Origin of the sequence: Castellaniella daejeonensis, from assembly GCF_039523555.1 — a bacterium.
GTDB classification, from domain to species: Bacteria; Pseudomonadota; Gammaproteobacteria; order Burkholderiales; family Burkholderiaceae_B; genus Castellaniella; species Castellaniella daejeonensis.
Genome location: NZ_BAAAFN010000010.1, coordinates 35,260 through 55,665, shown reverse-complemented (window position 1 = coordinate 55,665; position 20,406 = coordinate 35,260). Strand labels below are relative to the sequence as shown.

22 protein-coding genes are annotated in these 20,406 nt (G+C 68.8%); 9 read left to right on the top strand and 13 right to left on the bottom strand.

Annotated elements, in window-relative coordinates; translation table 11 throughout:
- Positions 1-6 precede the first annotated feature (6 nt).
- The 8 genes from ABD022_RS07080 to ABD022_RS07045 form a co-directional block, all read right to left on the bottom strand.
- The gene (locus tag ABD022_RS07080; RefSeq protein ID WP_343820648.1) at positions 7-663 is read right to left on the bottom strand and encodes a GntR family transcriptional regulator; all 657 of its coding nucleotides are present in this window, start codon (positions 661-663) and stop codon (positions 7-9) included.
- Between the two features lie 12 nt (positions 664-675).
- Complete coding sequence (locus ABD022_RS07075; RefSeq protein ID WP_343820647.1) at positions 676-1,617, bottom strand: 4-hydroxyproline epimerase; 942 nt, start codon at positions 1,615-1,617, stop codon at positions 676-678.
- Positions 1,618-1,628: 11 nt separating this feature from the next.
- Positions 1,629-2,879 carry an NAD(P)/FAD-dependent oxidoreductase gene (locus ABD022_RS07070; protein WP_343820646.1) on the bottom strand — a complete coding sequence of 417 codons (1,251 nt, stop codon included), beginning with the start codon at positions 2,877-2,879 and terminating at the stop codon, positions 1,629-1,631.
- A 120-nt stretch (positions 2,880-2,999) separates the two neighbouring features.
- Complete coding sequence (locus ABD022_RS07065) at positions 3,000-3,737, bottom strand: flagellar brake protein (RefSeq protein ID WP_343820645.1); 738 nt, start codon at positions 3,735-3,737, stop codon at positions 3,000-3,002.
- 123 nt (positions 3,738-3,860) lie between these two features.
- Positions 3,861-5,297, bottom strand: coding sequence for an NAD(P)(+) transhydrogenase (Re/Si-specific) subunit beta (locus tag ABD022_RS07060; RefSeq protein ID WP_343820643.1), 1,437 nt, complete (start codon positions 5,295-5,297; stop codon positions 3,861-3,863).
- Entirely contained in the window at positions 5,294-5,602 is a 309-nt protein-coding gene (locus ABD022_RS07055; protein WP_343820641.1) for an NAD(P) transhydrogenase subunit alpha part 2, read from the bottom strand. Before ABD022_RS07055 ends, ABD022_RS07060 begins: the two co-directional genes overlap by 4 nt.
- Positions 5,602-6,720, bottom strand: coding sequence for a Re/Si-specific NAD(P)(+) transhydrogenase subunit alpha (locus ABD022_RS07050; RefSeq protein ID WP_343820639.1), 1,119 nt, complete (start codon positions 6,718-6,720; stop codon positions 5,602-5,604). The genes ABD022_RS07055 and ABD022_RS07050 overlap by 1 nt, the downstream gene beginning before the upstream one ends.
- 84 nt (positions 6,721-6,804) lie before the next feature.
- A complete protein-coding gene (locus ABD022_RS07045) occupies positions 6,805-8,085 on the bottom strand; it encodes a bifunctional O-acetylhomoserine aminocarboxypropyltransferase/cysteine synthase (RefSeq protein WP_343820636.1) in 1,281 nt (426 codons plus the stop codon).
- 255 nt (positions 8,086-8,340) lie between these two features.
- On the opposite strand from ABD022_RS07045, the gene ABD022_RS07040 reads away from it, so the two are divergent.
- Positions 8,341-10,950 (top strand): AsmA family protein, encoded by a 2,610-nt coding sequence (locus ABD022_RS07040; RefSeq protein ID WP_343820634.1) that lies wholly within the window; start codon positions 8,341-8,343, stop codon positions 10,948-10,950.
- A 23-nt stretch (positions 10,951-10,973) separates the two neighbouring features.
- The gene (locus ABD022_RS07035) at positions 10,974-11,363 is read left to right on the top strand and encodes an MOSC N-terminal beta barrel domain-containing protein (protein ID WP_343820632.1); all 390 of its coding nucleotides are present in this window, start codon (positions 10,974-10,976) and stop codon (positions 11,361-11,363) included.
- 12 nt (positions 11,364-11,375) lie between these two features.
- Here the strand turns inward: ABD022_RS07035 and coaD are convergent, their stop codons facing one another.
- A complete protein-coding gene (coaD, locus tag ABD022_RS07030) occupies positions 11,376-11,891 on the bottom strand; it encodes a pantetheine-phosphate adenylyltransferase (protein WP_343820631.1) in 516 nt (171 codons plus the stop codon).
- A gap of 119 nt (positions 11,892-12,010) precedes the next feature.
- A complete protein-coding gene (locus ABD022_RS07025; RefSeq protein WP_343820629.1) occupies positions 12,011-12,610 on the bottom strand; it encodes an RsmD family RNA methyltransferase in 600 nt (199 codons plus the stop codon).
- Positions 12,611-12,679: 69 nt separating this feature from the next.
- Here ABD022_RS07025 and ftsY point away from each other — a divergent pair, with 69 nt between their 5' ends.
- The 7 genes from ftsY to ABD022_RS06990 are packed head-to-tail and all read left to right on the top strand — an operon-like array spanning position 12,680 to position 18,243.
- A complete protein-coding gene (gene ftsY / locus ABD022_RS07020; protein ID WP_343820627.1) occupies positions 12,680-13,975 on the top strand; it encodes a signal recognition particle-docking protein FtsY in 1,296 nt (431 codons plus the stop codon).
- A 34-nt stretch (positions 13,976-14,009) separates the two neighbouring features.
- Positions 14,010-15,191: a bifunctional 3,4-dihydroxy-2-butanone-4-phosphate synthase/GTP cyclohydrolase II gene (gene ribBA / locus ABD022_RS07015; protein ID WP_343820626.1), complete on the top strand. Its 1,182-nt coding sequence runs from the start codon at positions 14,010-14,012 to the stop codon at positions 15,189-15,191.
- A 16-nt stretch (positions 15,192-15,207) separates the two neighbouring features.
- The gene (ribH, locus tag ABD022_RS07010; RefSeq protein WP_343820624.1) at positions 15,208-15,732 is read left to right on the top strand and encodes a 6,7-dimethyl-8-ribityllumazine synthase; all 525 of its coding nucleotides are present in this window, start codon (positions 15,208-15,210) and stop codon (positions 15,730-15,732) included.
- Positions 15,725-16,210: a transcription antitermination factor NusB gene (gene nusB, locus ABD022_RS07005; RefSeq protein ID WP_343820623.1), complete on the top strand. Its 486-nt coding sequence runs from the start codon at positions 15,725-15,727 to the stop codon at positions 16,208-16,210. Before ribH ends, nusB begins: the two co-directional genes overlap by 8 nt.
- 19 nt (positions 16,211-16,229) lie before the next feature.
- Positions 16,230-17,216: a thiamine-phosphate kinase gene (gene thiL, locus ABD022_RS07000; RefSeq protein WP_343820622.1), complete on the top strand. Its 987-nt coding sequence runs from the start codon at positions 16,230-16,232 to the stop codon at positions 17,214-17,216.
- Positions 17,213-17,740 carry a phosphatidylglycerophosphatase A family protein gene (locus ABD022_RS06995; RefSeq protein ID WP_343820621.1) on the top strand — a complete coding sequence of 176 codons (528 nt, stop codon included), beginning with the start codon at positions 17,213-17,215 and terminating at the stop codon, positions 17,738-17,740. Before thiL ends, ABD022_RS06995 begins: the two co-directional genes overlap by 4 nt.
- The gene (locus tag ABD022_RS06990) at positions 17,737-18,243 is read left to right on the top strand and encodes a CinA family protein (protein ID WP_343820620.1); all 507 of its coding nucleotides are present in this window, start codon (positions 17,737-17,739) and stop codon (positions 18,241-18,243) included. The genes ABD022_RS06995 and ABD022_RS06990 overlap by 4 nt, the downstream gene beginning before the upstream one ends.
- Before the next feature lie 39 nt (positions 18,244-18,282).
- Here ABD022_RS06990 and ABD022_RS06985 read toward each other — a convergent pair whose 3' ends face one another.
- From ABD022_RS06985 to ABD022_RS06975, 3 genes are all read right to left on the bottom strand, one after another.
- Complete coding sequence (locus ABD022_RS06985) at positions 18,283-18,966, bottom strand: DNA-3-methyladenine glycosylase I (RefSeq protein WP_343820618.1); 684 nt, start codon at positions 18,964-18,966, stop codon at positions 18,283-18,285.
- A 31-nt stretch (positions 18,967-18,997) separates the two neighbouring features.
- On the bottom strand, positions 18,998-19,819 hold the full coding sequence (gene pyrF, locus ABD022_RS06980) for an orotidine-5'-phosphate decarboxylase (RefSeq protein ID WP_343820616.1): 822 nt from the start codon (positions 19,817-19,819) through the stop codon (positions 18,998-19,000).
- A 97-nt stretch (positions 19,820-19,916) separates the two neighbouring features.
- Positions 19,917-20,306: a diacylglycerol kinase gene (locus tag ABD022_RS06975; protein WP_343820615.1), complete on the bottom strand. Its 390-nt coding sequence runs from the start codon at positions 20,304-20,306 to the stop codon at positions 19,917-19,919.
- Between the last annotated feature and the right edge of the window lie 100 nt (positions 20,307-20,406).

The following is a 20,406-nucleotide window of genomic DNA, read 5'->3' as shown; positions in this document are numbered from 1 at the left end:
TTTTTTTCATCCCTCGATCACCGTGTGGGTGAATTCCATCAGGTAGTCCATCAGCGCGTCCGCGCCGGCGATGGCCCTGTCCGGATCGTTTGCGTGGATGCCTTCGGCCAGCATCAGGTGGCAGTTGGCGCCGCGCTCCAGGTCGCCCTCGTGCCGGTAGGCATACCAGAATCGGCGGCACTGGATGATCATCGGGATGATCGCCTGCACGGCGTAGGGATTGCGGCTGGCCTCGTGGGTGACGCGGTCCAGCGCCTGGTCGGCGCGCATGTAGCCGTCCAGGTCGCCCTGGCGCGCGGCCGCCGCCATGTCGTGCGCGCATTGCAGCAGGGCGGCGCGCTGGCCGGCCGTGGCGCGGCGCGCCGCCGAACCGGCGATCAGCCGTTCCAGCACGCGGCGGGTCTCGATCAGGATCAGGTGTTCCGCGATGCGGATCTCGCTGACACGCAGCCCGCGCCGGGGCTGCTGCTCGATCAGGCCGCTGGCGATCAGCCGCATCAGGGCCTCGCGGATGGGGGTTCGGCCCAGGCCGGTCATCTGGATCAGGTCGCTTTCCACGATCGGCTGGTTGGGCTCCAGCTGCAGCGTGGCGATCATCTGCTCGATGCGGTCATAGGCCGCTTCAGTGGCGCGGATCTTGACGGTGGGGGCTGCGGAAGTCATGTCGGAGAAGAATCAGGACTGGGGTTCGATGCCCCACCGGAAGGGGTCGTCGTCTTGCAGGATCAGGGTGGTTTCGCCGCTGATGTGGGCGCGCCCGCGCAGGGTCGGGATGACCTCGCCGTGTTCGCCCGGCTCGTAGCTGGCCTGGAATTGACTGCCAATGATACTGGACTGGCGCCAGACCTGCCCCGGGGCGAGCTTGCCGTCGGCGGCCAGGCAGGCCAGCTTGGCGCTGGTGCCGGTGCCGCAGGGCGAGCGGTCGTAGGCCTTGCCGGGGCACAGCACGAAATTGCGGCTGTCGGCATCCTCGTCGGCGCCGAAGAGCTCGATATGGTCGATGCGCGCATCGCCGCGCCCCCGGATGCCCTGGGCGTCCAGGGCCTGGCAGATGGCCCAGGCGTATTCCGTCAGCGCGGCCCGGTCGGCGCCGGGGACGACGTGCCCGGGCGCATCCACCAGGAAGAACCAGTTGCCGCCCCAGGCGATGTCGCCATGGACGGTGCCGTGGCCGGGGACGTCCACGGCCACCGCCTTGCGGTGGCGGTAGGCGGGCACGTTGCGCACGCTGACCGAGCCATCATCGTGCAGCGTGGCGACGACGGTGCCCACCGGGGTTTCGATGCGATGCTCGCCCGCCTCGATGCGGCCCAGCCACGCCAGCGAGGCCAGCAGGCCGATGGTGCCGTGGCCGCACATGCCCAGGTAGCCGGTGTTGTTGAAGAAGATCACGCCGGCGGTGGCGGCGGGATCCACCGGCTTGCACAGCAGGGCGCCGACCAGCACGTCGCTGCCGCGCGGTTCCAGGATCACGGTCTTGCGCCACGAGTCGTGCTTTTCGGCCAGCAGCCGGCGGCGTTCGGCCATGGAGCCGGTGCCCAGGTCGGGAAAGCCGTCGAGCACCAGCCGCGTCGGCTCTCCGCCGGTATGCGAGTCCAGGATGGAGATGCGATGCATGTGATGAGTCCTCAGAAGAAGCGATCCGGCCGGTAGGGTGCAAGGTCGATGGCTGGCGCCTGGCCGGCGACCAGGTCGCGGATCAGGCGGGCCGTGGCGGCCGACTGCGTCAGGCCCAGGTGGCCGTGGCCGAATGCATAGAAGATGTCCGGGTGGCGGCGGGCGCGGCCGATCACCGGCAGCGAATCGGGCAGGCTGGGCCTGAAGCCCATCCATTGCTCGCCGCCTTCGGTGCGCAGCGCCGGCAGGAAGGCCTTGGCCTTGTCCAGCATGGCCTGGGCGCGGCGGTAATCGGGCGCACGCTTCAGGCCGGCCAGCTCGACGGCGCCGCCCACGCGGATGCCGCAGCTCAGGGGCGAGATCACGAAGCCGTGGTCTGAAAACGTGATCTGGCGGCGCAGGTCCAGCGCGTCCGGCGGCAGGGTCGTGTTGTAGCCGCGCTCGGTTTCCAGGGGGATGGGATCACCCAGGGGGCGGCTCAGCTGGTGCGACCAGGCGCCGGCCGCGATCACGATCCGGCGCGCCTGCAGCGCGGTGCCGTCGTCCAGCATGAGCCGGCCGCCCTGGGCGGCGGGTTCTATGGCGCGGACTTCGTGCCGCAGCAGCCGGGCACCGAGCGCCTGCGCCTGCAGGCCGATGTCCACGGCCAGCGCCTGGGGATCGTCGACGTTGCGCCAGCGGGGCACCAGCATGCCGTGGGTGAAGCGGGGCGACAGGCCGGGCTGCAGATCGGCCAGTTCGGCGCCCTGGACGGGCTGGCTCTCGATGCCGTAGGCCAGTCGCTGGCGGGCGGTTTCCTGCGCCGCGGCGAAACGCTGCGCGCCTTCGTAGACTTCCAGCACGCCTTCGGTGTGCAGGTGGCGGTCCAGCCCCGTGCGGGCCAGCATCGCCAGCATTTCTTCCTGGGCCAGGCCGATCAGGGCGACCTGGGCGCGGATGTTGGCCTGGTAGCGCTCGGGCCAGCTGGCCCGCCACAGGCGCAGCAGCCAGGGTGCGATGCGCGGCAGGTAGGCGGGCGGCAGGCTGAGCGGTCCCAGGGGATCGAACAGCCAGCGGGCGGCCTTGCGGATGATGCGCGGCGAAGCCAGCGGCAGGATCTCGGCGAAGGCCAGTGCGCCCGCATTGCCCCGGCTGGCGCCGCTGGCCGGTTCATTGCGTTCGACCACGACGACGTCGTGCCCCGCTTCGCGCAGGTACAGGGCGCAGCTCAGGCCGATGATGCCGCCGCCCACGATGGCGACGTCACAGGATGATGCGTTCATGATGTGTGCCGGTCTGGATCCCGGGTGGACCCGATACCGGGGATGATTTCACAGACGCGATAAATATTCAACTGATATATTTACCGGGAAAGGCCTGCCGGCCAAGCGTCGTCCGGCGTCTTATTCGATGCCCCAGCGGCGGGCGAGGACGGCGCGTTCCAGGATGCCGATGTATTGCTGGATGGCGATCTGGCGGTTGTCCGGCAGGTTGAAGAACCGGCAGGCGACCTGGTGCTGGGGCTTGCCGTTGTCCTGGGTCAGGTGGGTGGACCGCAGTATGCGCAGGGCGACTTCCTGCGGGTCCATGTCGGGCAGTTCCAGCGTGCAGTCGTCGAAGATGCTGCCCACGACGGTCTCGGTGAGCAGGTTGTCGCGGTCCACCAGCTGCAGGCCGCCGGCGCTGATGTCCGCGATCCGGAAACGGGCCTGGCCCGAGGGCAGGGCGGGATCCCTGATCAGGCAGTGGGCAGGGTTGCTGGCCGGGACGTCGACCCGGAAATATTCGCGCCGCTGGATCCGCCGCAGCTGGGTGGGCCAGGTCATTGCCAGCGCAGGCTTGCCCTGGTGCATGGCGGGGCTCAGGCGGCCCGAGAATTCGATCATCACGCGATCCAGTGTGCCTTGCAGGCGCACTTCGGGCGCGCGCATCAGCTGGGTGTTGATCTGGTCCTCGGTGGCGTTGTCCAGCAGCAGCGTGCCTGCCTTGGCATCGACCTGGAGCAGGGTGGAAATGATGGAGACGGTCTTGCCCGGGATGTCCAGGCGCACCAGCACCCGCTGGCTGAGCAGCCCCTGCAGGATGGAGCTGATTTCGAGCGGTTGCGATACCAGACAGGGATCGTCTTCCTGGAAGGCCATGGTGGTGGGCTGCGCCTACAAGTGTGTCAAGTTATGAATTCTAAACGATCGGCTTCTGGAAGCAGAGCCCCCGGAACTGGGGAAAGCCCGCATGCGCGGGCCTTTCCGAAGGCCGCCGGTTGCCTATTCCAGGGCCTTGACCATGTCTTCCAGCACCTTCTTGGCGTCGCCGAACACCATCATGGTCTTGTCCATGTAGAACAGCTCGTTGTCCAGGCCGGCATAGCCCGCCGCCATCGAACGCTTGTTGACGATCACCGTGCGCGCCTTGTAGGCCTCCAGGATCGGCATGCCCGCGATGGGCGAGTTCGGGTCGTTCTTGGCCGCGGGGTTGACCACGTCGTTGGCGCCCAGCACCAGCACCACGTCGGTCTGGCCGAATTCGCCGTTGATGTCCTCCATCTCGAATACCTGGTCGTAGGGGACTTCGGCCTCGGCCAGCAGCACGTTCATGTGCCCGGGCATGCGGCCGGCCACCGGATGGATGGCGTATTTCACGGTCACGCCCTGGGCCGACAGCTTCGCGGCCAGTTCCTTGAGCGCATGCTGGGCGCGGGCCACGGCCAGGCCGTAGCCCGGAACGATGGTGACGGTCTCGGCGTTGCTCATGAGGAAGGCGGCATCGTCCGGGCTGCCGGACTTGACGCTGCGCTGCGCCTGGTCCGCGGCTCCCGCGGCCGAGGGCTCGGCGCCGAAGCCGCCCAGGATCACGTTGAAGAACGACCGGTTCATCGCCTTGCACATGATGTAGGACAGGATCGCGCCGGAAGACCCCACCAGCGAGCCGGCGATGATCAGCATCGGGTTGTTCAGCGAGAAGCCGATGCCCGCGGCGGCCCACCCCGAGTAGCTGTTCAGCATGGAGATCACCACCGGCATGTCGGCCCCGCCGATCGGGATGATGATCAGCACGCCCAGCAGGAAGGCGATCACCGTCATGACGATGAAGGGCAGCCAGGACTGAGAGGCCATGAACCAGAAGCCGCAGGCCAGCATCAGGATCGCCAGCAGCAGGTTCAGCAGGTGCTGGCCGGGGAACACCACCGGCGCGCCCTGGAACAGGCGGAACTTGTACTTGCCCGACAGCTTGCCGAAGGCGATCACCGAACCGGAGAAAGTGATGGCGCCGACGAAGGTGCCGATGAACAGTTCGAGCCGGTTGCCCGTGGGGATCGGAGCGCCGTGGGCCGCGATGCCGAAGGCGTGCGGTTCGGCCACGACCGCCGTGGCGATGGCAACGGCGGCCAGGCCGATCATGCTGTGCATGAAGGCGATCAGTTCCGGCATCTTGGTCATCTGGACCTTGCGTGCCAGCACGGTGCCGATGGCGCCGCCGACCAGCAGGCCGAGGATCACGCGCCCCAGGCCGGTTGCGGTGGCGCTGTCGCGCGCCAGGCCGACGATCAGCACCGCCGTGGTCAGGATGGCGATCGCCATGCCGGCCATGCCAAAGACGTTGCCCCGGCGCGAGGTGGTGGGGTGCGACAGGCCCTTGAGCGCCTGGATGAAGCAGACCGAGGCGATCAGGTAGAGCAGGGTGACGAGATTGGCCGAGATCATGCCTGGTCCCCCTTGCGTTCTTTCTTCTTGAACATTTCCAGCATGCGCTGGGTGACCAGGAAGCCGCCGAAGACGTTCACCGCCGCCAGGGCGACGGCGACCACCCCCATGGACTGGGCCAGACCGCCGTCGGTCAGGCCGGTCGCCAGCATGGCGCCGACGATGACGATGGCCGAGATGGCGTTGGTCACGGCCATCAGCGGGGTGTGCAGGGCAGGCGTCACGTTCCAGACCACGTGGAAACCCACGTAGACGGCGAGCACGAAGATGATGACGTTGATCAGGGTGGGGTTGACGGCTTCCATCAGGCGCTCCTCAGGACCTGGCCGTCCTTGCAGACCAGGCAGGCAGTGACGATGTCGTCGTCCGCGGGCAGGGCGAGACGGCCCTCGGCGTCGATGACGAGTTTCAGGAAATCGAGCACGTTGCGCGCGTACAGCGCCGAGGCGTCGGTTGCCAGCAGGGCGGGCAGATTGCTCAGCCCGACCAGGGTGACGCCGCCGTGCTCGACGACCTGGTCCGGCACCGACAGCGGGCAGTTGCCGCCGCGTTCCACGGCCAGGTCGACGATCACCGAACCCGGCTTCATGGCGGCGACCGTATCCGGCTGGATCAGGGTCGGCGCCGGGCGGCCGGGAATCAGGGCGGTGGTGAGGACGATGTCGGCCTGCTTGCAGCGCTCGGCCACCAGGGCTGCCTGACGCGCCATCCAGGCGGCCGGCATGGGCCGGGCGTAGCCGCCTACGCCCTGGGCGATCTCGCGTTCTTCGTCGGTCTCGTAGGGCACGTCGATGAACTTGCCGCCCAGGGATTCGACCTGCTCGCGCGCCGCGGGGCGCACGTCGGAGGCCTCTACCACGGCGCCCAGGCGGCGCGCGGTGGCGATGGCCTGGAGACCGGCCACGCCCGCGCCCAGCACCACCACGCGGGCGGCTTTCAGGGTGCCGGCGGCGGTCATCATCATGGGCAGGATGCGGCCGTAGTACTGGGTGGCCAGCAGCACGGCCTTGTAGCCGGCCAGGTTCGCCTGGGACGAGAGCACGTCCAGGCTCTGGGCGCGGGTCGTGCGCGGTGCGGCTTCGAGGGCGAAGGCCGTGAGGCCGGCGCCCGCCAGCGCCCGCAGGCCGTCCTGGTCGAAAGGATCGAGCATGCCGAGCAGCACGGCGCCCGGCTTCATGCGCCCCAGTTCGGCCGCATCGGGGCGGCGCACCTTCAGCACCAGCTCGCTGCCCAGGGCGGCCCCGGCATCGGCGAGCTCGGCGCCTGCCTTTTCGTAGTCTGCGTCGGGATAGCGGGCGGCCGTGCCGGCGCCGCGCTCGATCCGTACCTGGTGGCCCGCCTGGACCAGCTTCTTGACGGTTTCGGGTGTGGCGGCGACCCGGGTTTCGCCCGGCAGGGTTTCGCGCGGGATGCCTACCTGCATGGCGGCCTCCCGGTATCGATTCGGCAGTCTTGCTGCATGGCTCTTCCTTGTCGTCTTGAGGGTGGGGGCGGGACTTGGCCGGGGTCAGCGGCTGGCGTCCAGCGCCTGGCGAAGATCGTCGAGGATGTCGTCGATGTGCTCGATGCCGATGGACAGGCGGATCATGTCTTCGCCGACACCGGCACGGGCGAGTTCGTCGGGGCTGAGCTGGCGATGCGTGGTCGAGGCCGGGTGGCAGGCCAGGGACTTGGCGTCGCCGATGTTCACCAGCCGCAGGATCAGCTGCAGAGCGTCGATGAAGCGGGCGCCGGCGGCGCGGCCGCCCTGGATGCCGAAGGACAGGATGCTGGCGGGCAGCCCGCCCATGTATTTCTGTGCAAGCGCGTGTTCGGGGTGGTCCGGCAGGCCGGCATAGTTCACCCAGGCGACTTGCGGATGGTCTTTCAGGAAGCGGGCCACGGCCAGAGCGTTGGCGCAGTGGCGCTCCATGCGCAGGGCCAGCGTCTCGATGCCCTGCAGCACCAGGAATGAATTGAAGGGCGAGATCGCGCCGCCGGTATTGCGCAGGGGCACGACGCGGCAGCGGCCGATGAAGGCGGCCGGCCCGAACGCCTCGGTGTAGACCACGCCGTGGTAGGACGGGTCGGGTTCGTTCAGCATGGGAAAGCGGTCGCGGTGCTCGGCCCAGGGGAAAGTTCCCGCATCCACGACGGCTCCGGCGATGCAGGTGCCGTGTCCGCCCATGTATTTGGTCAGGGCATGCACGACGATGTCGGCGCCCCATTCGATGGGGCGGCACAGGGCGGGCGAGGCCACCGTGTTGTCCACGATCAGCGGCACGCCGTGGCGGTGGGCGGCTTCGGCCAGGGCCTGGATGTCGATGATGTTGCCCGCCGGGTTGCCGACGGATTCGCAGAACACCGCGCGGGTGCGTTCGTCGATCATGGCCTCCAGGGCGGCGACGTCGTCGTGGGGCGCGAAGCGGACTTCCAGGCCCTGGCGCGGGAAAGTGTGGGCGAACAGGTTGTAGGTGCCGCCGTAGAGCTTGCTGGTGGAGACGATGTTGTCTCCCGCCTGCGCCAGGGTCTGGATGGCGTAGGTGATGGCGGTCATGCCGGATGCCACGGCCAGCGCGGCCACCCCGCCTTCCAGCGCGGCGACGCGTTCTTCCAGAACGGCGGTGGTCGGGTTCATGATGCGGGTATAGATATTGCCGGCCACCTTCAGGTCGAACAGGTCCGCGCCGTGCTGGGTATCGTCGAATGCGTACGAGGTGGTCTGGTAGATCGGCACGGCGACCGACTTGGTCGTGGGGTCGGGGGTGTAGCCGGCGTGGATCGCCAGGGTCTCGAAGCGGCGGGTCATGGCATGTCTCCTGTGCTGCGTGGTTGTGCTACCAGCCATCGTACCGGTGAAGCTGTTACAGCATAAGGTCTATGGCCCTATTTCAATATAGCTGCATGTCATATAAAGTCCCGTGCATTCTTCTACGAAATGCAATGCGGTGCAATAGAATGCGGCCGGATGCGGTAAACGGCCATGCCGGATGCGGGCATGGGTTAGCATTTCGTTTGTTGTCCGGCCGGTGGCGGACTGACGATCGAGGGTGTGGGTCAAAAAATGAATGTCTGGTTGAAGCGGGTCCTGTTCAGCCTGGTCGTGGCGCTGCTGCTGGCAGTGGTCGGACTGGCGATCTTCCTGCTGACCTTCAATCCGAACGCCTACAAGTCCAGGCTGGAATCCCTGGTGTTCGAGCGGACCGCCCGCACGCTGACCATCGATGGCGACATCAGCCTGTCGCTGTTTCCCCGCATCGGCCTTTCGGTCAGCGACGTGGCGCTGTCCGACCGCGATGCCAAGGACACCTTCGTTTCCATCGACAGCGCCCGCTTCGCGGTGGCGATCTGGCCCCTGTTGTCCAACCGGCTGGTGGTGGATCACGTGGCGGTCACGGGCCTGAAGGCCTATGTCGTGCGGGATGCCGACGGGCGCTTCAATTTCAGCGACCTGCTGGATGCCGACGGGGCACAGGCCGCCTCCCGCGTGCCCGCGCCCGTGGCGGCCGCCGCGCTGGCGGCTCCGGCCTCGGGCGACGGATCGGATTTCAGCATCGACATCGCCGGCCTCGAGCTCAAGTCGGGCCGGGTGCAATACGTCGACCGGCGCGACGGCATGTCCACGACTTTCGACCAGATCGAGGCGAATACCGGCCGCGTCACCTACGACCAGCCGTTCGACGTGTCAGTGAAGGCCGTGATCACGGGCAACGATCCGGTGCAGAATGCCCAGTTCCAGGCCCAGGCGCTGCTGCGCCTGAATCCGGGCGGGCTCGGTTATTCGGCGCAGAAGATCAATGTGCAGCTGAGCGGCCGGCTGGGCAATCTGGACCAGTCGCAGGCCACGCTGAAGGGCAATCTGGCCTACGACGGCAAGGCCCGCCATTTCTCGGCCGACAACCTGGAGCTGACCCTGAGCGGCAATATCGTCGGCGCGCATCCGATCCAGGGCCTGAAGGCCAGTCTCACGGCTGCCCAGCTGCGCCTGGATCAGCGCAACGCCGCGCTCAAGATCGACAAGTTCTCCCTGCGCGCCGTGGGCCAGGACCGCAAGCGCGCCCTGGACCTGGCCCTGGATGCGCCGGCGCTGGCGATCTCGCCCGATTCTGCCCAGGCCGATCCGGTGACCGGCACCCTGAAATGGACGGGCGACGACACGCTGGCCGTCTCGCTGGGGCTCGAAGGGTTGTCGGGCAATGCCAACGAATGGCAGTTCCGCTCGGTCAGCATGGACGGGGCGCTGACGCAGGGGGATCGCCTGCTGCGCCTGAAACTGATGTCGCCGCTGGCCTGGAACATGTCCCTGCGCAAGGGCTCCCTGAGCGCCCTCAAGGGCGACATGGGGATACGCGACCAGGCGCTGCCTTCCGGCAGCTATGAATTCCCCATGATCGGCAGCGTGCACCTGGACCTGGTGCAGGATCTGCTGTCGGCCGACCTGAACGCCGTGATCGACGGCGGGCAGGCCGCCTTCAAGTCCCAGACTACCAAGCTGGCCACGCCACAGCCCCAGACCCGCTTCAGCCTGAACACGGAAAAACTCGATCTGAACCGGTGGCTGCCCGCACCCACGGCCGCCGCCGAGGCCAAGCCGGGGGCGCCGGCCCAGGAATCCGACAAGGAAGCGGACCAGGCGCAGGACAAGGACAAGAAGCAGGGCCAGGAGCAGGCCGCCGCGCAGACGCCGCCCGCTCCCGCGCCGATCGACCTGTCCTTCCTGAAGGGGCTGGATGTCGAGGGCGATGTGCAGATCGGCGATCTGCGGGTACGCGACGTGCAGTTCAAGGACGTGGGATTCCAGGTCCGCGTCCAGAAGGATGCGCTCACCATTCCCAAGCTGGCGGCCGCCCTGTACGAAGGCACGCTGGCCGGGCAGTTCAGCGCGACGGCGGACGAGGCGTTCGGCCTGAAGCTGAACCTGGACAAGATCGCCGTGGCTCCCCTGATGCAGGCTGCGATGGGCCAGAGTCCGCTGTCGGGGCGCGGGGCGGCACAGCTCGACCTGCAGGCGCAAGGGGCCACGACCGATGCCTTGCTGCGGTCGCTGGCGGGCCGGGCGGTCTTCCAGGTGAAGGGCGGGGCAGTGCAGGGGGTGGATGCCGGACAGACGCTGGCGGATGTGGCGTCGGCGCTGGGCAATGTCCTGAAGGGCCGCCTGGATGCCGTGGCTTCACCGTTCGACAGCCGTCGCAGCACGGCCTTCAGCAGCCTGGACGGCCGCCTGGATCTCAAGGACGGCCAGGGCACCCTGTCGAAGCTTTCCCTGGTCACCGACCTGGTGCGGGTATCCGAAGGCAAGCCGGCGCGCATCGACGTGCCCGGCCGCGGCCTGGACCTGGTCCTGCTGGCCCAGGTGGCGGCGCGGCTGCCCAAGGGGCTGGACATCGCGCTGACGCCGCTGCTGGGTGCGACCATTCCCATCCGCATCACGGGCGCCTGGGATAAGCCCGAATACGATGTGGACTGGTCCAGCATCCGCAATCCGTCCGTCCAGCGCGCCCTGAAGTCCGGGCTGATGGAACTGCTCAAGGGGCGCGACCTGATCGATCAGGCGCTGCCGTCGCCCGAGCCCGAGACGCCGGGGGTGGCTTCGAAGAATTCCGCGGCGCCGGCCTCCGGCGCCGATCCGGTGGAACGCATCGGCAAGGCCCTCAAGGGCCTGCTGGGACAATGATGGCTACGATGGAAACACATGCAATGACGAGCGAATCCTCTTTTCGGCCGATCGCCGGGGCGGCCATTCTGGCCGACGAGGCTGCGCGGCCCTACGACCGCTGCTGGCTGGTGGTGGACGACCAGGATTGCTGGCTGGATGCGGGCCGGGCGCCTGCCCTGGCCGAACTGGAGATCAGCATGCGCTTCGGCTACCTGGCGATCCGTGCGCCCGGCATGCTGCGCCTGGACGTGCCGCTGGACGTGATCGAGGACGACGACAGCGTAGAACGCACAGCCAGGATCGGCGGGCACGAAGTGCGGGTCGTGGACGAAGGCGAGCTGGCTTCGGCCTGGTTTTCCCAGTGGCTGGGCCAGCCCAGCCGGCTGGTCAAGGTGCATCCCGCGGCAGGCCAGGTGGCCTGGCCCGCCTAGCGTCCTACCGGGTCAGGCCGCGCCGCCTGCCGCTTCCTGCGCGTCGCGCAGAGCCTTGGCCTTGGCGTGCAGCCAGCGCTCCACGGACGGGAACACGAATTTGCTGACATCCCCGCCCAGGATGGCGATTTCCCGCACGATGGTGCCGGAAATGAACTGGTACTGGTCCGACGGAGTCATGAACAGGGTTTCCACCTCGGGCAGCAGGTGGCGGTTCATGCCGGCCATCTGGAATTCGTATTCGAAATCCGACACGGCGCGCAGGCCGCGCACGATCACGCGGGCGTTCTGTTCGCGCACGAAGTCCTTCAGCAGGCCGCCGAAGCTGCGCACCCGCACGTTGGGGTAGTGCCCCAGGACTTCCTCGGCAATCTCCAGGCGTTCCTGGAGCGTGAAGAACGGCCGCTTGTTCTGGCTGTGGGCCACGCCCACGACGACCTGGTCGAACAGGCTGGCCGCCCGTCGCACGAGGTCCTCGTGTCCACGGGTGAGCGGGTCGAAAGTGCCCGGGTAGACGGCGGTGATCATGCGGTCTCCGTATAGGTTGACGGAATCGGTGTTCGGATCGCTTGGCGGTCTGGATGCGCCGTTAGGCCGATCCGGATCCGTCCTGGCGGGAAGCGGGGCGCGCCCGCTCGGGCGGCTGTTCAGGGTGTCCCCAGGCCGCCATTATTCATATTTTTTTGCGTTGCAGCAAACCGGATCAACCCGTAGTGAACCTGGCCTGCCCGCCCCTGGCGCAGCAACTCCCATTCCTGCGGCAGCGCCTCGGGGGCGGCCTCCGATTCGAGGTACAGCAGGCCACCCGGCAGCACGGCCCGGTCCAGCAGGGGCTGCAGGCGCTGCAGCCAGCCTGCGCCGAAAGGCGGATCCAGCATCACCAGATCGTAGGAAGGCGCCGGCTGGGCGCGCAGGAAGGCGCAGGCGTCGCCGGCGTGGATGCGGATGGCGGGCGAGCGCAAGCGCGCCTGGACGGCCCGCAGGCCTGCCAGCGCGGCGGGCGCCTGCTCGACCAGCTGGGCGGTTTCCACACCGCGCGACGCGGCCTCGAAGCCCAGCGCCCCCGTGCCGGCGAACAGGTCCAGCACCCGGCGGCCGGCGAACGAGCCGTCCCAGAAGTGCGCCAGCCAGTTGAAGAGTGTTTCCCGCACGCGGTCGGGCGTCGGACGCAGGTGATCGCCTGGCGGTACGGAAATGGGCGTGCGGCGGTAGGCACCGCCTACAATACGGATCTGATGTTTTTTCATGCGCGGTCCGCCGTTTCGCGGCGTCGATTCCGTGCCGGGCCTTGGCCGGATTTTTTCAGTGTAAAGCCTATGTTCAGTTTCTTTAAACGCAAGAAGGCGCCCGCGCCGCAGGAATCGGCCTCCGGGCGGGACAGCGTCCCCGGCGCGCCGGAAACCCAGGATGCGCAGGAAGTGGCGCCGGTTGCGCCCACCGAGCTGCCCGATGCCTGGGTGGCGGCCGAAGCCGATGCCGCGGCGGGCGACGGCGCTGCGAGTCAGGCCGATGTGCAGCCCGCGGCGGCTGAGCCGGTATCCGAATTTGCCTCCGGGGTCGAGCCCGCGCCAGTCGATGCGCCCGTCCAGCCGCCCGACGCCTGGTCGGATCGCCCCGACGAGACCGCCGATCCCCTGGTCCGCCTGGACCGTTCCGCCCAGGAAGCCGCCCCTGCCGCTTCTTCCGGATCCTGGCTGGTCCGGCTCAGGCGCGGCCTGTCGCGCACCGGGCAGAGCCTGGGCGGCCTGTTCACGGGGGTACGCGTCGACGAGAACCTGTTCGAGGAACTCGAAACCGCGCTCATCATGGCCGATGCCGGCGTCGAAGCCACCGAAAAGCTGCTGGCGGAACTGCGCGCGCGCGTGCGGCGCCAGCGCATCGAGCAGCCCGAGGCCGTGCGCGCCGCGCTGCGCGACATCCTGGCCGATCACCTGAAGGTGCTGGAAAAGCCCTTCGTCGTGGGCGAGGCCGCACCCATGGTGGTCATGATCGCGGGGGTCAACGGCGCCGGCAAGACCACCTCCATCGGCAAGCTCGCCCATGCGCTGCGGCAACGCCAGGCCACGGTGCTGCTGGCGGCCGGCGACACCTTCCGGGCGGCGGCACGCGAACAGCTGGTGGCCTGGGGCGCGCGCAATGGCGTCACGGTCATCGCCCAGGAAGGCGGCGACCCGGCGGCCGTGGCGTTCGATGCGGTCAACGCCGGGCGTGCGCGGGCGGCGGACGTGGTGCTGGTCGACACGGCGGGCCGGCTCCCCACCCAATTGCACCTGATGGAAGAGCTCAAGAAAATCAAGCGCGTCATCGGCAAGGCGGATCCGTCCGCGCCCCACGAGATCCTGCTGGTGGTGGACGGCAATACCGGCCAGAATGCGCTGGCGCAGATCCGCGCCTTCGATGCCGCGCTGGGCCTGACCGGCCTGGTCGTCACCAAGCTCGACGGCACGGCCAAGGGCGGAACGCTGGCGGCGGTGGCGGCTGGCAGCGGCGGCGTGCGGCCCGTGCCCGTGTACTGGATCGGCGTGGGCGAAGGCATGCAGGACCTGCAGCCCTTCGTCGCGGCGGAATTCGCCGACGCGCTGCTGGGCGGGCCGGAGCCCGGCAAGGGCTAAAATGCCCGCATTCCGTTTTCAATTTGGCCCTGACATGAACATGGCATCCAGCGCGACTCCGAACGAGCCGCCCTTCGAGATTTCCCCGGTCCAAGAGATCGTGAACGAACTGCGGGCCGGCCACATGGTCATCCTGGTGGACGAGGAAGACCGCGAGAACGAGGGCGACCTGGTCCTGGCGGCCGATTTCGTGACGCCCGACGCGATCAATTTCATGGTGACCCACGCGCGCGGGCTGGTCTGCCTGACGCTGACGCACGAACGCTGCGACCAGCTGCAGCTGCCCATGATGTCCAATCAGAACGGTACCCGCTACGGCACCAATTTCACCGTTTCGATCGAAGCCGCCGAAGGCGTGGGCACCGGCATTTCGGCAGCCGACCGCGCCCGCACCATCCAGGCCGCCGTGGCGCGCGACGCCCGGCCGTCCGACCTGGTCCAGCCGGGGCACATCTTCCCGGTGCGCGCCGTCCAGGGCGGCGTGCTGGTGCGCGCCGGCCACACCGAGGCCGGCTGCGACCTGACCGCCATGGCGGGGCTGACGCCGGCCGCCGTGATCTGCGAAATCCTCAAGCCAGACGGCTCCATGGCGCGCCTGCCGGACCTGGTGGTGTTCGCGCGGGAACACGGGCTGAAGATCGGCACCATCGCCGACCTGATCCAGTACCGCAGCGAGCACGAGTCCATGATCGAGCGCCTGGTCGAGCGCCCGGTGGCGACGCCCTGGGGATCGTTCCGGGCGGTGGCTTACCGCGACCGCGCCGCCAATGCGCCGCACCTGGCCCTGGTCCATGGCGACATCCGCCCCGATCACGAAGCCCTGGTGCGCGTGCACGAGCCGGCCAGCGTGCTGGATCTGCTCTGCGAAGGCGCCACGCGCCACAGCTGGACGATTCCCCAGGCCCTGCGGGCCATCGCGCAGGCGCCCAGCGGCGTGCTGGTGCTGCTGAACTGCCATGGCGGATCCGACCTGCTGTTCGCGCAGTTCGATGCCTGGGCCCGCAGCGGTGGCGACGCCCTGGCCGCGCAACCGGTCGTCGACGGCGAGCGCCATGGCCTGCGCACTTTCGGCATCGGCGCGCAGATCCTGCGCGACCTCGGCGTGGGCCAGGCCCGGCTGCTGGCGCGGCCGCGCAAAATGCCCAGCATGGCAGGGTTCTCCCTGACCATTACGGGTTACCATAGTGAACCCGGCGTATCCGACGCCGCGACCTGACCATGGAATCGCGACTATGAACCCCTACGTGATGACCCCCGACATGAACGGGGAAGGCCTGCATATCGGCATCGTGCGTGCACGGTTCAACGAAGAAATCGGCGTGGCCGAGTTGCAGACCTGCCTCGACGAACTGGCCGCCCTGGGCGTGGATGAGCGCGACGTCATGGTGGTGTCCGTGCCCGGTGCCCTGGAACTGGGCGTGACCCTGGCCCAGATGGCCGAGACATTCGAATTCGATGCCCTGATCGCCCTGGGTGCCGTGATCCGCGGCGAAACCTACCACTTCGAGATCGTCAGCAACGAATCGGCGGCGGCGATCAGCCGCATCGCCCTCGAAACCGGCATCCCGGTCGCCAACGGCGTGCTGACCACCGACACCGACGAGCAGGCCCTGGCCCGCGCGGCCGACAAGGGACGCGACTGCGCCCGGGCCGCCGTCGAAATGGCCAACCTGGTGGCCGCCCTCGAACCGGAATCGGACGACGACGAGGATGACGACGACTTCGACGACGAAGACGAAGAGGATGTGGATGACTGAAGCCAAGTCCCCGCGCGCCGGCCGCGCCAATGCCCGCAGCGCGCGCCGTCTGGCGCGCGAATTCGCGCTGCAGGGCGTGTACGCCTGGCTGCTGCGCGGCGGTTCCGATCTGTCCGAACTGGGCGAGATCGACGCCCATGTGCGCGACGGCGAGGATTTCGACCAGGCCGACGCACAGTGGTACCAGACCCTGCTCCAGGGGGCGGCCACCCAGGCCGCGGCGCTGCGCGAGCGGTTCGTGCCCTATATCGACCGTCCCCTGGCCGAGCTGTCCCCGATCGAGCATGCCGTGCTGCTGATCGGCAGCTTCGAACTCGTCCAGCACGTCGAAGTCCCCTACCGCGTCGCCATCAACGAGGCCGTCGAACTCGCCAAGTCCTTCGGCGGCACGGACGGCTACCGTTTCGTCAACGGTGTGCTCGACAAGCTCGCGGCCGAAGTCCGCGCTCCCGAGGTCCAGGCGACGGCGCGCCGCTGACGCGGCACAGGACGGCCTTATGCAGGCGGATGGCGAATTCGACCTGATCGCACGCTATTTCAAGCGGCCTTCTCCGGACCGGATGCTGGGCGTGGGCGATGATTGCGCCCTGATGAGCCTGTCCACGGGTTGCGAGCTGGCCGTCAGCACCGACATGCTGGTCGAAGGCCGGCATTTCCTGCCCGATGCCGATCCCGCAGCCCTGGGTCACAAGGCCCTGGCCGTGAACCTGTCCGATCTGGCCGCCATGGGGGCCCGGCCCCTGGCCTGCACGCTGGCGCTGTCGCTGCCGGCCGTGGATCACGCCTGGCTGGCCGCCTTTTCCGAAGGCTTCCATGCCCTGTCCCGCGAGTCCCATTGTCCGCTGGTGGGCGGGGACACCACGCGTGGCATGTCCGGCATCGTCCTCAGCGTCACCGTATTGGGCGAGGTCCGCCGTTCCCACGCCCTGCGCCGCGATGCGGCCCGGGTCGGCGATGACGTCTGGATTTCCGGCACGCTGGGCGGGGCCGACCTGGCCCTGCGCCTGGTCCTGGGCCAGCTGCCCCCCGATCCCGAACGCCTGCGGGCCACGCGGCCCCTGCTCGATCGCCCGACGCCGCGCCTGAAGCTGGGCCGTTACCTGGCTGGCGTGGCCCATGCGGCCATCGACGTGTCCGATGGCCTGCTGCAGGACCTCGGCCACGTTCTTCAGGCCAGCCATTGCGGCGCCGAACTGTGGATGGATGCCCTGCCGGCGCATCCGGCGCTGGCCGGCCTGGATGAATCCCTGCGCCGCGACGCCCTGCTGGCCGGGGGGGATGCCTACGAATTGTGCTTCACGGCGCGGCCCCTGCGGCGCGAGCAGATCCAGGCCCTGGGGCGGCAGCTGAACGTGCCGGTTGCCCGGGTGGGCACACTGGTGCGTGGACAGGGCGTGCGCGTGCTCGATGGCGACGGCCAGGCCGTGCCGCTGGTGCGCCGGGGCTTCGACCATTTTTCCGAACCTTGCGGGGGCATCGCATGACGGGCGGTGCCGCTCCCGACGCCAAGGGCGGCGGCCGTCCGCGGCCGACCGCCGCGTGGGTCTTCTCGCGCCCCGAGCGGATCCTGGCGTTCGGCCTGGGTTCGGGCCTGATCCATCCGGCCCCGGGCACCTGGGGCACGCTGGCCGGCTGGCTGCTGTGGGCCGTATTGCTGCGCGACCTGCCCGACGGCTGGGTGGCCCTGGTGCTGCTGCTGTCTTTCGGGATCGGCTGTTGGGCCGCCCAGCGCTGCGGCGACGACCTGGGCGTATCCGATTACGGCGGCATCAATTGGGACGAGATCGTCGCCATCTGGCTGGTGCTGTGGCTGATGCCCCCGGGGTTCTGGGCCCAGGCCGTCTCGGTGGCGCTGTTCCGCTTCTTCGACATCGTCAAACCGCCGCCGGTCAGCCTGCTCGACCGGCGTTTCAAGAACGGCTTCGGGGTCATGATCGACGATATCGTCGCGGCCCTGTATGCCTTGCTGGCGGGCGCGCTGCTCGTTCGCCTGGGGATGCTGTCATGAACGAACGCGAAACGCGCGCCCTGGCGGGCGAGGTGGGCGCCGCGCTGCGCGCGGCGGGCTGGTTGTGCGCCACGGCGGAATCCTGCACCGGTGGGCTGCTGGCGGGGGCCATCACGTCGTGCCCGGGCTCCAGCCTGTGGTTCGAGCGCGGCTTCGTCACCTACAGCAACGCGGCCAAGATCGAACAGCTGCGGGTATCGTCCGATACCCTGGAACGCTTCGGAGCCGTCAGCGAGCAGATCGCCATGGAAATGGCCGGCGGCGTGCTGGCCGTGGTGCCGCGCGCCCACCTGGCCCTGTCCACCACCGGCATCGCCGGGCCGGGCGGCGCCACACCCGGCAAGCCGGTCGGCATGGTGTGCTTCGGCATCGCGCGCCGCACCGGCACCGGGATCGTGACCCGGGCGGTCACCCAGGTCTTCGAGGGTGACCGCGAGGCCGTGCGTGCCGCGGCGGTGCGCCGCGCCCTGCAGGCGGCACTGGTCGAGCTGGGCAAGGCCTGACGCACGGGCCCCGTGCCGCCGGTTCCGGGCGGTGTCGGCCTAGAACGCCGGATTGATGCTCAGGGCCATCAGGGCCGACAGCTGGCACAGCGGCCTGTCCGATTCCTGCCGCAATGCATTGAATGCATCCTGCACGGCCTGCAAGTCGCGCTGGCTGGACGGTTCGCGGTCGATGACGCCCGCGGCCTTCAGGCGCGCGACCACGTCGCTGGTCAGCAGGAATGTATCCTTGCCGGCCAGGCGCAGGAAGCCTGCGCCCGAGCGCCCGCCCAGGCGTGCGCCACGCTTGGCCAGCAGGCGCCACAGGCCGATGGTGTCGGTATCCGGCCAGTCGGCGAGAAAGGCGCCGAAGCCCGCGCCCCTTTCCTGGCGGATCTCCAGGATGAACCGGGCATTTTCGGGGATGGTCCGCAGCTTGGCCCGGTCGCGGATGATCCGGCCGTTCTGCATGTGGTCTTCGATCTGCCCGGGCCCGAGCCGGGCCATGGCCTCGGGGTCGAAACCCTGGAAAGCCAGCTCGAATTCGGGCCATTTGGCATCGACCACCGCGTGCTGCATGCCGGCCTGGAAGACCCGCTGGGTCATGGCCGAAAGATAGCGGTCGTCGCCCTTGTCGCGCAGCGCCTCCGGCGTCAGCGCCTGGGGCAGGAAAGCCTCCAGGGCTGCATCGGATTCGAAGCGCGCGCGGACCATATCGTAGAGCCTGCGATAGTCGAGGTCCATGTCTTGCCCCTGCTCCGGTGCCCGCGGAATCCTAGCCCTGCAACGCGGCGCGGATCGCGTCGCGCGTGGTGCGGGCGGCCTGCGCGGCGGCCTGCGTCCAGTCGTCGCCCTGGCTGGCGTACAGGATTGCGCGGGATGAATTGATCATCATGCCCGCGCCTGCCGCCGTGCGGCCGGCCCTCACCGTGGCGGGGATGTCGCCGCCCTGGGCGCCGACGCCGGGGATCAGCAGCGGCATGTCGCCGACGCGGCGGCGCACCTGGGCGATCTCGTCGGGGAAAGTCGCGCCCACCACCAGGGCGCACTGGCCCGCCGTGTTCCAGGACTGGGCGACCAGGTCGGCCACGTGCAGGTACAGCGGCGTGCCGTTGGCCAGGCGCATTTCCTGCAGGTCGCCGCCGCCCGGGTTGGACGTGCGGCACAGGATGACGACGCCGCGGTCGCCGTAGTCCAGGTAGGGCTGCACCGAATCGCGGCCCAGGTAGGGATTGACGGTCACGGCGTCCGCGCCGTAGCGCTCGTAGGCCTCGCGTGCGTATTGCGCGGCCGTGCTGCCGATATCCCCGCGCTTGGCGTCCAGCACGATGGGCAGGTCCGGGTGGCGTTCTCGAATCGCCCGGCAGATGTCCTGCAGCTGGTCCTCGGCGCCCAGCGCGGCGAAATACGCGATTTGCGGCTTGAAGCCACAGGCATAGGGCGCGGTCGCTTCGACGATCCTCAGGCAGAACTCGGTGACCGCGTCCGGGCGGCCTTCCAGTTCCTTGGGGAAGCGCCGCGGGTCGGGGTCCAGGCCCACCATCAGCAGGGAATCCTGGGCGCGCCAGGCGCGGTTCAGCTTGTCGGTGAAAGTCATGATGGGGTCGGGCTGTTGTCGTGGGGTTTTGGTGGATGCGGCAGGGAAGCGGGGCGGGGGCGCCGGTCCCGGCCGGAGCGTGCTGCGGACGTGGCGCTCACGACGGCCACCAGCGCGGCGCCAGCACGGCCGCCCAGGCGGCCGCGGCCAGCAGCAGTGTCAGCAGCACCGCGGCGCTGCCGATGTCCTTGGCACGTCCCAGCAGGGGGTGGTGGTCGGTGCTGATCGCATCGGCCAGCGCCTCGATGGCGGAATTGAGCAGCTCCACCACCAGTACCAGCACCGGTGCGCCAGCCAGCAGCAGCCGCTCGGTGGCGGTGTCGCCCAGCCACAGGCCCAGCGGGATCAGGATCGCTGCCAGCGCGGTTTCCTGGCGGAACGCGGCCTCCTGGCGCCATGCTGCGCCCAGCCCTTGCAGCGAATAGCCGAAGGCGCGTGCGATGCGCAGCAGTCCGCCTGTGCTCTTGTAGGGAGAGTGTTGGGTCATGGTCGGCTGGTCCGGGTGGTGCGGGCATTGTAATGGATGGGCTGGCGGGACGCGGCCGCCGGCGCCGCATGAAAAAATCCCCGCCGCGGCGGACCGCGAC